Annotated in this window: 13 protein-coding genes; 3 read left to right on the forward strand and 10 right to left on the reverse strand. The window is 42.9% G+C overall.

Going from position 1 to position 15,550, the window contains the following annotated elements; genetic code table 11:
- Positions 1 to 24: 24 nt before the first annotated feature.
- From P2W82_RS17580 to P2W82_RS17595, 4 genes are all read right to left on the reverse strand, one after another.
- Entirely contained in the window at positions 25 to 663 is a 639-nt protein-coding gene (locus P2W82_RS17580) for a carbonic anhydrase (RefSeq protein WP_336517229.1), read from the reverse strand.
- A gap of 11 nt (positions 664 to 674) precedes the next feature.
- On the reverse strand, positions 675 to 1,538 hold the full coding sequence (locus P2W82_RS17585) for an alpha/beta hydrolase (protein WP_336517230.1): 864 nt from the start codon (positions 1,536 to 1,538) through the stop codon (positions 675 to 677).
- A gap of 176 nt (positions 1,539 to 1,714) precedes the next feature.
- The gene (locus P2W82_RS17590; RefSeq protein WP_336517231.1) at positions 1,715 to 4,255 is read right to left on the reverse strand and encodes an ABC transporter permease; all 2,541 of its coding nucleotides are present in this window, start codon (positions 4,253 to 4,255) and stop codon (positions 1,715 to 1,717) included.
- A 46-nt stretch (positions 4,256 to 4,301) separates the two neighbouring features.
- Entirely contained in the window at positions 4,302 to 5,009 is a 708-nt protein-coding gene (locus P2W82_RS17595; RefSeq protein WP_336517232.1) for an ABC transporter ATP-binding protein, read from the reverse strand.
- Between the two features lie 105 nt (positions 5,010 to 5,114).
- Here P2W82_RS17595 and P2W82_RS17600 point away from each other — a divergent pair, with 105 nt between their 5' ends.
- Complete coding sequence (locus P2W82_RS17600) at positions 5,115 to 5,798, forward strand: arylesterase (protein WP_336517233.1); 684 nt, start codon at positions 5,115 to 5,117, stop codon at positions 5,796 to 5,798.
- 47 nt (positions 5,799 to 5,845) lie between these two features.
- Here P2W82_RS17600 and P2W82_RS17605 read toward each other — a convergent pair whose 3' ends face one another.
- Positions 5,846 to 6,061 carry a hypothetical protein gene (locus P2W82_RS17605; protein WP_336517234.1) on the reverse strand — a complete coding sequence of 72 codons (216 nt, stop codon included), beginning with the start codon at positions 6,059 to 6,061 and terminating at the stop codon, positions 5,846 to 5,848.
- Positions 6,062 to 6,244: 183 nt separating this feature from the next.
- Here P2W82_RS17605 and P2W82_RS17610 point away from each other — a divergent pair, with 183 nt between their 5' ends.
- Together P2W82_RS17610 and P2W82_RS17615 are read left to right on the forward strand one after the other, a co-directional pair.
- The gene (locus P2W82_RS17610) at positions 6,245 to 6,835 is read left to right on the forward strand and encodes a hypothetical protein (protein WP_336517235.1); all 591 of its coding nucleotides are present in this window, start codon (positions 6,245 to 6,247) and stop codon (positions 6,833 to 6,835) included.
- Positions 6,836 to 6,862: 27 nt separating this feature from the next.
- Positions 6,863 to 8,371 (forward strand): flotillin family protein, encoded by a 1,509-nt coding sequence (locus tag P2W82_RS17615; RefSeq protein WP_336517236.1) that lies wholly within the window; start codon positions 6,863 to 6,865, stop codon positions 8,369 to 8,371.
- 111 nt (positions 8,372 to 8,482) lie between these two features.
- On the opposite strand, the gene P2W82_RS17620 is transcribed toward P2W82_RS17615, so the two are convergent.
- The 5 genes from P2W82_RS17620 to P2W82_RS17640 all read right to left on the reverse strand — a co-directional run bounded on the left by P2W82_RS17620 (position 8,483) and on the right by P2W82_RS17640 (position 15,491).
- Entirely contained in the window at positions 8,483 to 10,087 is a 1,605-nt protein-coding gene (locus P2W82_RS17620; protein WP_336517237.1) for an N-acyl-D-amino-acid deacylase family protein, read from the reverse strand.
- 236 nt (positions 10,088 to 10,323) lie between these two features.
- Positions 10,324 to 11,697: an amidohydrolase family protein gene (locus tag P2W82_RS17625; RefSeq protein ID WP_336517238.1), complete on the reverse strand. Its 1,374-nt coding sequence runs from the start codon at positions 11,695 to 11,697 to the stop codon at positions 10,324 to 10,326.
- A 309-nt stretch (positions 11,698 to 12,006) separates the two neighbouring features.
- Positions 12,007 to 13,188 carry a dipeptidase gene (locus P2W82_RS17630; RefSeq protein ID WP_336517239.1) on the reverse strand — a complete coding sequence of 394 codons (1,182 nt, stop codon included), beginning with the start codon at positions 13,186 to 13,188 and terminating at the stop codon, positions 12,007 to 12,009.
- A gap of 10 nt (positions 13,189 to 13,198) precedes the next feature.
- Positions 13,199 to 14,518: a serine hydrolase domain-containing protein gene (locus P2W82_RS17635; RefSeq protein ID WP_336517240.1), complete on the reverse strand. Its 1,320-nt coding sequence runs from the start codon at positions 14,516 to 14,518 to the stop codon at positions 13,199 to 13,201.
- A 208-nt stretch (positions 14,519 to 14,726) separates the two neighbouring features.
- On the reverse strand, positions 14,727 to 15,491 hold the full coding sequence (locus tag P2W82_RS17640) for a hypothetical protein (RefSeq protein WP_336517241.1): 765 nt from the start codon (positions 15,489 to 15,491) through the stop codon (positions 14,727 to 14,729).
- Positions 15,492 to 15,550 lie beyond the last annotated feature (59 nt).

Below are 15,550 nucleotides of genomic sequence, written 5' to 3' on the forward strand. Positions count from 1 at the left end.
AGGCGGGCTCCTGCTCACTACACACTATTTCTTCGTCAGATCATAGATCTCCCTGATATCTTTAAGGATTTTTTCAAAATTGATATTGAGGTCAACAAGTCTTCCCGAATGAAGATCAAATACCCAACCGTGAACAGTTGGTAATCCTTCTTCAAGATATCGTTGCTGAACCACAGCCGTCTTTATGACATTAATACATTGTTCCTGCACATTGAGCTCAACGAGCCGGTCGTAACGCTTACCCTCATCTTCGATTCTATTCAGCTCGTCTTTGTGAAGCCTGTACACGTCCCTGATATTCCTCAGCCAGGGATTCAGAATGCCCATATCCACTGGCTGCATGGCTGCTTTTACACCCCCGCAATTGTAATGACCGCAAACGATGATGTGTTTTACTCTAAGGTGTTTTACTGCATAATTAATTACGGACATCACATTGAGATCGATGCTGTTTACGAGGTTGGCAACATTCCTGTGCACAAAAACTTCACCGGGAGCTGCACCCATAAGATCCTCGGCAGTAACACGACTATCACTGCAACCAATATAGAGATAATCCGGCTGCTGATTCTGCGCAAGTTTCTCGAAGAAATTTCTATCATTTATTGTTTTTGATGCAATCCACGCTTTGTTATTCTCAAAAATCTGTTGATAACTTGGCATAGTCAATGAATTTAATTTTGATGAAAGGCCTGCGAAACGAACAACAGTACTTCGGGAAGTGACTCGCGCCAATAAGTCCAGTTATGTGCTCCGTCTCTTATCCTGAATTCGTGAGGTATTTCTTTTTTGCGCATGGCAATATGAACTACAGAATTTCCTTCGTAAAGAAAATCATCATCGCCGCAATCTATAAACCAACGCACGGCTTTCTTTACGCTGTCGGGCATTGCCTGTATTAATGCAGGAACACTCTGACGCTGGTAGTAAGCAATGATCTGTGCTTCAGTCAACGTTGAGTCGGATCTTTTTAATCTTGTTTTTGCGTCATCCAGATTCAGAGGCCCTGTGGCGGCACTTAGCGGGCACGCACTTGAAAACAATTCCGGATGGTGTAGTGCATAGGTAAAAGTTCCACCGCCGCCCATTGATAAACCGGAGATCGCACGGTATCTTTTTTCTGATTTGATGCGGTATTTCTTCTCCACAAAAGGCATTAATTCTGTAAAGAAAAAATCTTCATACCGCCAGGTTCCCCTTGCATCATTTTCGTATCCACGTCGACCAGTATTTGCATCCGGCATCACAATGATCATCGGTGTTGCGCGTCCTTCAGCGATGGCTTTGTCGGTTATCCTGAGCACTTCACCAAATTGCACCCAACCCGTCTGATCATCACCAGCGCCATGCAAAAGATACAACACAGGATAGCTCCTGCCGGATGTTTCATAATCGGGAGGAAGATATACTGCATACTTTCTTTCTGCATTCAGCACCTTGCTGGGCAATGTCAGGTTGTCAAATACTTTGCCCGATTGAGCTTTTAAGTTTAAAGAGAAACTAACAAGAAAAAAGGCGGCCAGAATCGTTCTTATCATCCTTATGTTATTTTATTGCGGAGTGAGAATCTGAATGTACTTTAAAAAATTTACTTTGTCTTACACAACCCCATAATAAAGAGTATCAAATTGAACGAATGATACCAGTCTGCTTCATTTTTATGGCAGCTTCACAGCACTGTCAAGAGCTTCCTTTTAACGTTGAACTTTAAACCTTAAACTTCTTGCCGAAGAATTTCCAAAGGTGGCTTCGAAACAATAAACCTGCTGTTGATCAAACCTATAGATACCGTTAGTGCGCACACGCTTAAAAACACAATCACCACGGGTAACAATTGTGGCGAAAATTCAGTTTCAAATACATACTTCGCAAGTGCCCAGCTGCCGACAATTGACAGGAAAATTCCGGTTAATGCGGCAAGGCCACCAAGAAAGAAATATTCAATGGCTGTTATAATAAAAATCTGTCTCCTGCTGGCTCCCAGCGTCCTCAGTAAAACACTTTCCTGGATACGTTGGTATTTGCTGATGAGTACAGAAGAAATAAGTACTACAATTCCGGTGACCATACAAAATGCGGCCATAAAGCGAATCACGAACCCGATTTTTGTCAGGATCTGATCAAGAATGTCCAGGATCAAACCAAGATCGATGATGGAAACGTTCGGAAACTGGCGGACTACTGCTTGTTGAAACTGCGCAGATTTTTCCTTGGAATTTACCTGGGTCATCAGCACATGAAACTGTGGAGCTTCTTCGAGAACACCAACAGGGAACACGACCAGGAAATTAGTTTGAATCCGGTTCCAGTCAACTTCACGAAAGCTGCCGACTACGACCGGAAGCAAAGCCCCCTGGACGTTCCAGACTAATGTATCGCCCAACGCAATACTGTTTTGTTTCGCAAATCGTTCCTCTACCGAAACTTCGGGTAATGATCCAGGTGATGCCCGGCCTGACCATTTGCCCGCAGTAATTTTTTCTGAATCAGTAATACTGTCTCTGAAGGTGACCCGGAATTCACGATTGAAAATTCCACGCCACATCCTGATGGATGTATCTTTATCTAGAATTTCCGCTGTAATCCCATGAACTGATTCCAAGCGCATCGTGACCATCGGAACAGTTCCCTCAGCTTCCAGACCGGTGGAACGTGTAAGCTGTAAAACGTCATTTCTTTGAGCAGACTGAATGTCGAACAGCACCATATTCGGCTGATTTTTCCCCGCAGCCATAGTCACTCTCTTAATCAGAATCTGCTGGATAAAAAACATGGTGCAGATCAATGCGGTTCCCAGTCCGATGGTAACTATCAGTATACCGGTCTGGTTATTCGGGCGGTATAAATTTGCCAGACCCTGTCTCCATACATATGGCCATCCCGACGGGAAAAAGCGCCTTACCGTCCACGTTAGTGTACGGGCCATCAGTGCAAGAATAAAAAATGCAGCCAGCAGACCGAGGGTAAAAAATAGTGAAGGAGTAAGACCTCCGAAAAGCAGGTAAGTAAATCCAAAAACAAATAAAATAATTCCCAGGTACACCAGCCATTTAAATGGATCTTTCCAGGTTTCCGGTTGCAATGAGATCCGTAGCGTATTCAGTGGTGAAATCCTTCTGATATTGATCAGTGGCAATAATGCAAACAAAACCGAAATGATCAGGCCAAGCCCGATACCCTGCCCAATGGCGGACCAGGAGATGCGCGGATGAATTTCAACCGGTAGAAAATCTTTCAACAGTGCAGGTAGAAACTGCTGAATAATAGTACCCAGAAAAGCACCGATGATGGAGCCGATTAATCCGATTACAATGATTTGTATCAGGTAGATCAGAAAGGTATGTGTTGATTTTGCACCAAGGCATCGCAGTATTGCGATCGTGCTTATTTTCTCTTTGATATAAATATGAATAGCACTCGCAACACCGATGCAACCCATCAGTAAAGCAATAAATCCGACTAATGAAAGAAATCTCGTTACGTCATTGAAAGAACGTGCAGAATCTTTTTTCTGCGATTCAACAGTATCATAATTGATCCCTTCTTTATTCAACCTGGGGCGAAGGTTCTCAACTGTTTCTTCAATTTTTACAGGATTTTTAAACTGAATGTATTGGCGATAGTTAATGCGGCTTCCTTTTTGTTGAAGTCCGGTTTGGTCGATATATGACAACGGAATATAAACCGGAGGTGCAACAGATGTTGCGATTCCTGTTCTCCCAGGCGCACCCGTGAGGCTACCCGCAATTTCAAACATCACATTTCCCACTTTAATTGAATCTCCCACTTTTGCATCAAACTGAAGTAATAGTGTCTGATCAACAAGTGCCTGTTGCTTTGTTCTGAAAGTTCTGGCAGCGGAAACAGGTTCGGTTTCCAGTTCTCCATAGTAGGGAAAATCTCCTCCCAATGCATTGACCTGTGTCAGCCTGGTGCCGCCGTTCTTTGGGAACAGCACCATTGATGTAAAGCTTCGCTGTTCCGATCTTTCCTTCCCTAACGAATCTGCAAGTGCAAGCATTTCAGGTGAAAAAGCTTTTCCCGAGCTCAGTTCGAGATCGGCTCCAAGTAATGCGGCAGCTTGTTCATCGATTTCCGATTGCAGTACATCACTAAGGGAATAGATTGATACGAGTGCTGCGATGCCGAGTATAATCGAGGAAATAAAAAGAAACAGGCGCGAACGGTTGCGACGACTATCTCTCCAGGCCATCAGCAATAACCATTTGAAACTCACTTTACCAGGCGTGTACATCTGGGTATAATATTTTAAACTCTTTTTGAGTTAAGATGAAATCGGCTCAGTCATTCCAGTTAACAGCGGAACTTTCATGTGCAGTATCACTGATCAAAGCACCACCTTTCATCCTGATAATCCTTCCGGTTTTAGCTGCGAGCTCGGGATTATGTGTTACGAGAATCAGGGTTGTTCCTGCTTCACGATTCAGGTCGAAAAGCAACTGTTCAATTTTAATACTTGTTTCTGCATCCAGGTTTCCGGTAGGTTCATCCGCAAATAAAATCGATGGCTGGTTGGAGAAAGCGCGAGCCAGTGATACACGTTGCTGCTCGCCACCACTGAGCTGAACAGGGTAGTGATGACTTCTATCCGCGAGCCCTACTTTATCAAGCAACTCCATCGCCATATTTTTGGTATGTTTTGCTCCGCGAAGTTCCATTGGTACCATTACGTTTTCCAATGCTGTGAGCGTAGGCAGTAATTGGAAATTCTGAAAGATAAATCCGACATGCTGGTTGCGTACGAGAGCCCGTTTGTCTTCTGTAAGATTTTCAAGAGCGATATCTGCCAATTCCACCGATCCCGTGCTGGCGCTGTCGAGGCCTGCACATAATCCCAGCAGCGTTGTTTTACCACTTCCTGACGGTCCTACCAATGCAAGCGTAGAACCTTTCTCTACGGAAAAACTGATTTTGTCCAGAACTGTTAAAGTACGACCTGCACTTTGATATGTTTTACTAACCTGATGTACTTTCAGTATGTTACTCATGCACACTTTTTTTTAAAGACGCGGTATTTATAAAAATACTCTTTTAATAAACTTATTTTGTATCCGGAAATCAAAAGAAAAAAGAAAATGGGATCAACGGGACTAATGCATAAATTTTCCGCAACAATTGCGCTGGCAGCTTTGTTATGTCTTTTCTCCTGTAAAAACCAGGAAAATAAACCTGCAGCTGAAAGTAATACAAAACCTGCAACCGCTGACAGCAGCAAAACCGATACTTCAAAGAAGACCATCCTGTTTTTTGGAAACAGTCTGACAGCCGGCTATGGCATTGAACCTTCACAGGCATTTCCTGCATTGATACAGAAAAAAATTGATTCGATGCAGTTGCCTTACCAGGTAATCAACGGTGGCGTTAGTGGTGAAACATCTGCAGGAGGTAATAGCAGGATCGATTGGATATTACGGCAACATATAGACGTATTTGTTCTTGAGCTTGGTGGCAATGATGGCCTGAGGGGTATTCCTGTAGATGAGACGAAGAAAAATCTTCAATCAATCATTGATAAAGTGCTGGCAAAAAATCCCAGTACCAAGCTGGTTCTTGCGGGTATGCAAATACCTCCGAATATGGGCCAGGACTATATAGGAGCTTTTAAAAATCTATTTCCGGAGCTTGCGAAAAAAAATAACATGGCGTTTATTCCTTTTCTACTGGAGGGAGTTGGCGGAGAACCGGACCTGAACCAACGTGATGGGATACACCCTAATGAAAAAGGCGCAGAAATCGTTGCCGGTAATGTTTGGAAAGTCCTTCAACCGGAACTCTAACTGCGCCTGATTCCCCAGTTTGTGTAATTTCTTACCTGAATATCTGGCTAAGCTGTTTTACGTTTTCCTGTCACCACCATTACAATCCCAACGACCACCAATGCCCCACCGGCATAGGTCGGCCACCCAATCCATTTATTTTCTTTTTTATTGATCTCTAAGGGACCAATGTCTGCAACTTCTTTTTCAGTAGTAACTGAGAATCCGCGAAATACCATCATGAGTATTCCTGCGATGATCAGGATGAAGCCAATTGATTTCATATTTAGTGTTGATTTGTATTAACTCTTAAAAATCCCGTGCCATCATAATTTTCCATGATATGAATTGCCGGCTTTAATTCTGTGTTCATTGCAACCAATAATTGTCTGTTTTGCTCTATGATTCTTTGGGCCCGCCCGTTATGCTGATTTTTCGGTTATCTTGAAAATCCAAAAACGACTGTTATGCTGTTAGATATAAGTTCATGGTGGAATTCATTGGTATTGTTTGAGAAAGTGCTCTGGGGAATTTCCTTGCTTTTCTCACTGTTGTTCTTATTTCAATTGATCCTTACTTTAACCGGCGGGGACGCTGATAGTTTTGGTGATGCAGACGAATATGCTGATGGAGATGATGGGGCAGATAATCAGTACTTCACAATAAAAAACCTGGTTGCTTTCTTTACCATGTTCGGCTGGGCAGGAATTGCAGCATACTCATCAGGGCTCGCGAAATGGCTTGTAATTATCCTGGCGCTTATCGCAGGATTAATTATGGTTTTTCTGATGGTGTTGTTGTTTAAGAATATCAGCCGCTTAAAACACAGTGGTACAATGGAAATAAACAATGCCATTGACCAGGTCGCAGAAACATACCTTTTCATTCCGTCCGGAAGAAATGGAATGGGAAAGGTGCATGTGAAGTTCCAGGGGGGATTGCATGAATTGCAGGCCATGACAGACGATAGTGAAGATATTCCTACAGGAAAAATCGTAAAAGTAACCGGGGTTATAAATGATTCTATTTTACTGGTAACAGCCTACACACGTTTTTAACTTCAACCATCACATAAAACTTTTCTTATGGATTATGTATTATTTATCGTAGCCGGAGGTGTGCTCTTTTTATTCATTCTGGTGTTCTCGATGTTCAGGCGGTACAAGCGATGCCCATCAGACCGGATACTTGTTGTTTATGGTAAAGTGGGTAAGAATGCGGAACATGGTTCACTGACTGCAAAGTGTATACATGGTGGCGCAGCCTTTATCTGGCCCATCATCCAGGATTATTCATTCCTTGATCTCACCCCTATTTCGATCGAGGTGAACCTGACCAGCGCATTGAGTAAACAGAATATCCGGGTGGATGTCCCATCAAGATTTACGGTAGGTATTTCTACTGAACCTGCAGTGATGCAGAATGCTGCAGAAAGGTTACTGGGTCTGCAGCGTCCGCAGATCCATGATCTTGCAAAAGATATCATTCTTGGCCAGATGCGTTTGGTGGTGGCGATGATGGATATAGAAGAGATCAATAATAACCGCGATAAGTTTCTTGCGAACATCGCAGGTAATGTGGAAGCTGAGTTGAGTAAGATCGGTTTGAAAATGATCAACGTTAACGTAACCGATATCAAGGACGAAAGCGGTTATATTGACGCGCTGGGTAAAGAAGCTGCTGCAAAAGCGATCAATGAAGCTAAGATCAGGGTAGCACAACAGGAACAGATTGGTGATATTGGTAAAACAAGTGCGGAGAAAGAAAGGGATATCAACGTTGCTGAAACGTTACGTGAAAGGGATACGCAGGTTGCATATGCGTTAAAGGAAAAAGAGATCCAGATTGCAGGTGCTAACCGTGATGAGAATATCGGTAAGGCTGAAGCAGCGCGCGATACGAGGGTAAAAATTGCTGAGGCGAATGCATTCGCCGTGCAGGGAGAAAACCTGACAAAAATTCAGATTGCGAACTCTGATGCTGAACGTCGTGAAAAGGAGGCGGAAGCATTGAAGAAAGCAATCGCAGCGGAAAAAATTCAGTCGGCAAAAGCATTGGAAGAATCCTACCAGGCAGAGAGAAAAGCGGAAGAAGCGCGTGCGGAAAGGGATCGTGCGTCACAGAATGCGAGCATTGTTGTTGCTGCAGACATCCAGAAACAAAAACTGATCATTGAAGCGCAGGCACAGGCAGAACAAATGCGTGAAAAGGCAAAGGGTGAAGCCGATGCTATTTATGCAAAATTGGAAGCGGAAGCACGAGGTATGTTTGAAATACTTACAAAACAGGCAGAAGGATTGGACAGAATTGTAAAAGCATCCGGCAACAATCCGAAAGATGCTGTGCTATTATTGATTGCTGACAAATTACCCGAGCTCGTTCGTTTGCAAACGGAGGCCATCAAGAATATCAAAATTGATAAAGTAACGGTGTGGGATAGTGGTAATGGAGGAGAAGGTAAAAATGGAACGGCTGGATTTTTAAGCGGTCTTTATAAATCAGTACCGCCGTTGAAAGATGTATTTGATGCAGCCGGAATGGATCTACCCACTTACCTGGGACAGAACAGGAAGGAGATCGAAGTTCAGGAATAAAAGACAGGGTCTAACGTTGAACGTTTAACATTCAACGTTAGACCCTGCTACTCATACCAGTTTTATAATAGCTTGAAGAATCTGTCACCCGCTTAGGCTAGCGTTCTACGTTTAACGTTTAACGTGTAACGTAGCAGGACCGTATAAAGCTTTGCCACTCCGGGTACTGCTTTGTACATCATTTTCTAATGCTACCTGTCCATTTACCATAACAAGTGCAAAGCCGGTTGAAAATTGATGCGGATTTTCGAATGTGGCTTTATCGTTAATAGTATTCTCGTCAAAGATCAATATATCGGCAGCGAAACCTTCTTTCAAAAGCCCACGATCCTTTAATTGAAATTTCTGTGCGGCCAGGGAAGTCATCCTGCGGACCGCTTCTTCAAGCGAAATTATTTTCAACTCACGTACATAACGTCCAAGTACCCGCGCATTAGTGCCATAGGTACGAGGATGTGGCATGCCTTTTCCAGTACTCACTCCGGCGTCAGCGCCAATCATTGCGAAGGGAGAGCGAATAATAAATTTGACGTCTTCTTCATTCATACTATGATACACCATCTGTGCGCCGCCGGCTTTCATCAGATCGAGAATCGTTTCTGCTTCGTCAGTCATATTAGGTTTTCTGCCTTTCAGAATATTGATCCGGGAAATATTTTTTCCATTTAACGAAGTATCTGCGCTATGATAAGCCACGAATGCGTAGCTGTAATCCGGATACTGATATTTATTCTGCGAAACGATCATTTCTTCAATGATCCTCTTATGCAGTTCCGGATTTTCTAATCGGATTTTCAATGAATCGGTTCCCCCACCCAAGGCCCAGTCAGGAATTCTTACGCCGAGGTTTGTACTGCTGGCAGTATACGGATACTGATCGATGCTGACATCATATCCCTTTGCCCTGGCCGAATCGATCATCGGAACTGTCTCTTTTGATCTTCCCCAATTCGTACGACCACTTACTTTAAAATGTGAAATCTGAACAGGAATATTTGCATCGATCCCAATCTGAATCGCTTCTTGTATTGCATCCCGCACGCCGTTTTCTTCGTTGCGGATATGCGAAGCGTATATGCCGTTGTTTTTTGCGATGACCTTTGCTATTCCAACCACTTCTGACGTGTTGCTGAACATCCCCGGGACGTAAATTAAACCGGTTGACATTCCCACTGCGCCTTCTTGCATCGCCTGCTCCGCAAGTGCTTCCATTTTCTGTTGTTCAGCGGATGTCGCCAACCGATTATCGAGACCCATAGCCGCTCTGCGGATGGTATTGTGTCCAACAAGACTGGCAACGTTAATAGACGTTTTTACACTGTCAATCCGATGAAGAAATTCTTTGATATTATCTGCCGAACCACCGCAGTTGCCTGTCACAACCGTTGTAACACCGTCATGGATATAATTATCTGCTGTTGGCTTTTCAAACACACTGTTTTCGATATGAGCATGTACATCGATAAATCCCGGGCTGACAATTCTCTTTTGGGCATTAATTCGTTTGGTAGCCTGCATATTTGCGAGGTGACCGACTGCAATAATTTTTCCTGACTTTACCGCAACATCACCATAGAACCAACTGTTACCTGTGCCGTCAAGAATTTTTCCATTTTCAATAATATAATCTGCCGGTCCGGTTGATGCCGGTTGTGAAGTTTTGCAGGAGAATAAAATGATGGATAACAACGATGCGCATACGAAATAAATTCTCATGATGAATAATTGATTCATAATGGTTGAACGAAATACGGCAAAGCAATCTCTCTGACTTGTTTGAAGTTAATATTTAAATAAATTCGGAACGAAACGGACAAGGATAAGGACGGCATTGCAAAAGAAAAAAACTTCCATGTAAAAGAAAAAACACATGGAATTTCCAAAAACCCTTTTGAACTTGCTGAAAGTTCCCAGGTATCCGATACTTGCAAGTATCGGATACCTGGCGAAAATCAGGGCAATGCCGATTTTAGCAACTCATCGATCGCCTGTCGGTCATACCAGTTTGAGCCTTGCATTATTCCTGAAATAGTTCGTGTGTTGCGTATATCATCCAGCGGATTTTTGTTGAGCAAAATGAAGTCTGCATTTTTCCCTTTTTCAATACTTCCTTTCCTGGAATACACTCCAAGATATTTAGCGGGATTTACGGTAGCGGTTTGCAATGCAGCCCATGGAGATAGTCCACATTTGACAAAAGTTTCAATTTCATCATGAATGGAAAAACCCTGCGCAAGAAACCATTCCGGCGAATCTGAACCTGCCATAAGTGGAACACCTGACTCCCATAATGCTTTTGTAATTTTCATCCGGAGATAAATGTATTTTTTCTGACTCTCCACTGGTGGTGCATTATCTGCAAATCGTCTTTTAATGGACCACCGTTCTGGTAAGATGGCAGCAGGAATATACCTGTAATCAGGTTTTGTCTTATAATCTTCATCAGAACTCACAGTGCCAAAACAGGAAAAGAAAAAATAATTGGTAGGGGTGACGTATATGCCTGCATCTTTCACCATTTTCGCCAGGGCAGGTATTTTATTTTCATCGAGATAAGGTACCGTTGCCCATGCATTTCTTCGCCAGAGATTCATATCGGAAACGCTTTGCCCGTGATTATAAGTTGTATCCGGTAAAAGCATATCGATAAACTCGTCCATATGCTCTATTTGTTGTTTGGCTGCAAGGCCTGCGGGTAATTTCACTAATGGTCCGACATGCCCGGTAACCTTGATGTTTTCCTTTGCTGCTGTTTTAATAATCGCTTCATAAACATCACGTTTAATCATGAACGTTATTTTGATCTCATCATAACCGGCAGCCTTCGATCTTTTTACTGCGGCTTCGGCTTCAGCGGGAGTTGTTACCACTTCTGCAAAAACTTTTCCTCCCCATGGCCAGGCGCCAACAAATTGCGGACTTGCAACAGTAAGTTCAGGGCCCGTGATTTTTTTACTGTTCACCTGTTCACGAACATTGAGATATACAGGGTCGCCACACTCAATGCGTACAGACGTGAGTCCGTTGGCCAACATCACCTTTAATTCTTTATCGCAGGTATTTACATTTTCACCCTGTTCATAAAAGAAGTGAGCGTGCATATCAAAAAATCCAGGGACGAGAAATTTGCCATTACCATCAATCACCTTCGCTCCGGATGGAACATTTATAGTTTTGTCATCTGCGACAGTTTCAATTTTCCCGTTTTTTACAATCACCGCCTGTGCTGGCACAACACCTTCTTTATTCATCGGAATTACATTTACATTCCGGATCACTACTACCTGCGAGAAAACATGGAGGGTAATAAATACAAACAGAAACATGAAAGAGAGTTTTATACAAAAATATTTTTCAGACTTGTGAGGCGAGAATTATGCCGATGCTGAAAACAGGAAGCCTTTTGGTTTGCCTTTTCTGAAGATGATGTCCATTGAAAAATTAATGAACACAAGACACAATGCTGATTCCATTGTGTGGAATGGTTAATGCAAATGATAAGAGACCCGAAACAGAAACAGAAAATAGAAACAGTTAGAATTATGGAAATGAAACCGGAAACAATAATAGTTTTGTAGTGCTTGTTGCTACCTACTACCTACTAAATCTCCTGCCTCCTTACTCCTGTCTCCTCCCTAATTCACATTCGCCCTGAACACTCTTATAAAATTTTCTCCAAGTATTTTTTTAATGCTCTTTTTACTATATCCCCGTTTAAGCAATTCAGCAGTAACGAGTGGCATATCCGCAACATCATTCAGTTCTTTAGGAGAAGAACTGATCCCGTCGAAGTCAGAACCCAGACCCACATGATCAACGCCAATCAATTTTACAATATGGTCGATATGATCAATCAGTAAAGAAATGGATGGCCGCATTTCCCGGATTTCTGCCGGATATTTTCTCAATAGTACAGATTCCGCCAGGTATTCAACAGGGTTAGTGAGCATTATAGAATCTTTCTCGGCCTTGTGCCTTGCAAAAAAGGCCTGATTATTTTTCGAGAAGTTGCTATCCAGGAAACCAGAATAAAAATTCAACTGAATAACGCCGTTATTTTTTCCGATAGCAAGAATTTGTTCATCTTTCAGATTTCTGAATGAAGGATTCAACGCCCATGCACAGCTATGTGAAGCCATTACAGGCTTTGTCGTAGTCTGCATCACATCGTAAAAAGTCTTTTCTCCGACATGCGAAACATCCACCATCATTCCCAACTCATTCATCCTCGCTACAACTTTTCTTCCAAATTCATTTAATCCTGCAGACTTAATACTGTCTTTACGAATCGTTTCATCCATGGCAGAACTTGCCCAGGGAACGCTATTGTTCCACGTTAAAGTCAGGTATCGTGCACCACGGGAAAAAAGACTGTCGAGTTTTGAGAGATCATCTTCAATCATATGGCCTCCTTCTACGCCAATCATGGCACCCAGTTTGCCGGATCTTAGAAAAGCGTTCATTTCTGCTGCAGTCCTTACCATCATCATCGATGAAGAGTTGCGGGAAACGATCGAATACAAACTATCGATCTCCCGATTCGCATGTGCGTATGCTTTTCCCTTAGTATAAGTCTGATCACACCAGATAGAAAAAATTTGCAGATCAATTCCGCCTTTTTTCATCCGGTTAAGATCGGATTGAGTAATACCCGTGAGGTCCTGGTCAAACGCAACATTTTTATCGATAGAAACACTAAGGAAATCATTGTGAGAATCAGCGACCATTGCCTTTCTATGAAGTCGCCTGTATTTTTGCGCGACTGACGGGGAGGACTGCATTACTAAAAAGAGTACTAACCAGAAAAATTTACGCATAAGCGATTGATTATTTTACGAGCGCCTGGTAAGTCAGGATTTTGAAATAATCTGCCAGTTCGCCATGGGTTGTAGGATAAATATTGCGATAAAAAAGGCCAATCAGTTTTTCCTTTGGATCCACCCAATAGGTCGATGCAAACATGCCACCCCATTCGAAGCTGCCTACGTTCAATGGTGTGAATGCACTACTTTCTTCCGTGGTAAGTCCGAATCCCAGTCCGAATTTAGCACCGTTACCACGATTCAATGTTTTAATCTGATTGGTAGTCATCAATCTAACTGATGTCGGGCTGAGAATTCTTACACCATTGTATTCGCCTCCATTTAACAGCATCTGCAGAAAAACAGCATAATCATAAATTGTCCCGGAAAGCCCGCCACCGCCTGAGAAGTATGTGCCTTTATCAGCAGGAAAATTGGGATTGAAATCACCATTAAGTTTATAAGGATTGTCCGTCTCCTTCAGCTTTCCGTTCTCTTCAGAAAAAAGCGGAAGTAACCTTTTTGATTTTGACGAAGGGAGATAGAAATAGGTATCACGCATCCCCAGCGGTTCAAAAATCCGTTTGCTGAAGAATTCTGCCAGCGACATACCTGTTACGACTTCAACAAGGTAGCCCAGGACATCTGTATTCAGGCCGTAAGTATACTCAGAGCCCGGATCATGAAATAATGGGAGTGTTCCTAATATTTTTATTTTATCTGCCAGGAGAATTTTTCCAACTCCGATACCGCCGACAACACCATTTTTAGCATACATCGCATTGGCTTCTTTTGAACCAATCTGCGCGTAGCCGATACCGGAAGTATGTGTCAGAAGATCATGAATAGTGACTTCGCGTTTTGCCGGTCGCGTGGTGTATGTGGTATCATCCAAATTGAACTTTTCAATCACTTTTGCGTTGGCAAATTCAGGGATGTATTTGGAAACCGGATCGCGTAGTAAAAATTTTCCTTCTTCATAGAGCATCATCACGGCTACGCTGGTGATCGCTTTTGTTTGTGATGCAATCCTGAAAATATCGTCCTTATCAATCTCTCCTTTCCTGTTAGGCTTCGTATACCCGAATGATTTGTAATATGCAATTTTGCCGTCGCGAATAATCAGTGCTGCACAACCGTTCATATAGTCTTTCGCGATCCATCCTTTGATGGCATCATCAATTCGTTTCAATCGTTCAGGAGAAAATCCGGCAGCTTCGGTTTCCAGTTTCCCTGGTTGGAGAACGGGTGATGCTGATTGGGAATGAACAGAAACAATGAACAGAAACAGAAACAGTGAAAGAAGGTAAGGGGTACGTGATAAGTTAGGGCAAATTTTCTTCATGACGAATCGTGGTTGGTACTCGAATAAAATATTGAATATAAGAGTAGAAATTTAATTCTCGGTTTTTACAGCTGTGATAGGCCCGAGGGCACAGGGCGGTAGCAGCCGAAAACTGAAAACCGAAACTGGCAACCGGAAAGTGGTTATTCCAACTATGGCCTATGAACAATGAAATATGAACTCCTGCTGCCTGCTTGCTCCTTCCTCCTCACTTATTAATATTTTCCGTCGGCGGTAAAATTCCTTGCCGATACAGTTTTGACGCCTCCAGTATATATTCGAGAAACTGGTATTCAGTACTAAGTGCGGTAAAATCATAGCTGGGGCGGTAATAATACATAAAGCGGGTGAGATCGTCGCCTTCCAGTTTAGTGAGGTTTTTTACGGTTGTGCGGTTAAAACGGTAGTCAACAAATTTGCGGGCCTCTTCCTCCAGCAGGCGGTTTTGAAATTGTTTGAGGCTCTTATTTCTTTTAAACCGGAAAAGGTTGATCAGTTCATTTGGGTCCAGACCCGGAGCGCCTCCCTGGAAAGCACTATAATCATTGACCCTCAACCCGGGCTTGCTGTACCCGAATATATGCGCATATTTCTGGCGGTTTTCGACAGAATCTTGGTGATATGTTTTACCGATGACGATTACTTCCTTAAGCGATTTGTACTTTTCAGCCAGCCTGACCTGCAGCGCTACATCGAAAGCACCGTAATTGCGGATATCTTTCAGGGTAAACCAGGCGGTTGACTTCTCTCTGAAAGTAAAATTCACAGAATCTTTCGGGTTCATCAGGATGGAATACTGACCGGCAGAATCGGTGTATGCGATGGCGCCCGAAGTGGTTCTCACTTTGACAGAAGGAATGGGTATCATCCTGGTCGAATCAAAAACACCGCCCCTCACCAATACCTGCGCTTCCAGGCGAAGACCTGACAACAGAAACGCCAGTAAAATGGTTAGGGGTAGAAAAAATTTCATGCGGGGTGAAAATAAATGATTCGCTGACTTGAAACGAAGTTGATGATTGAAAATGCAGG

Source organism: Pollutibacter soli (assembly GCA_029269725.1).
Taxonomy (GTDB): domain Bacteria; phylum Bacteroidota; class Bacteroidia; order Chitinophagales; family Chitinophagaceae; genus Pollutibacter; species Pollutibacter soli.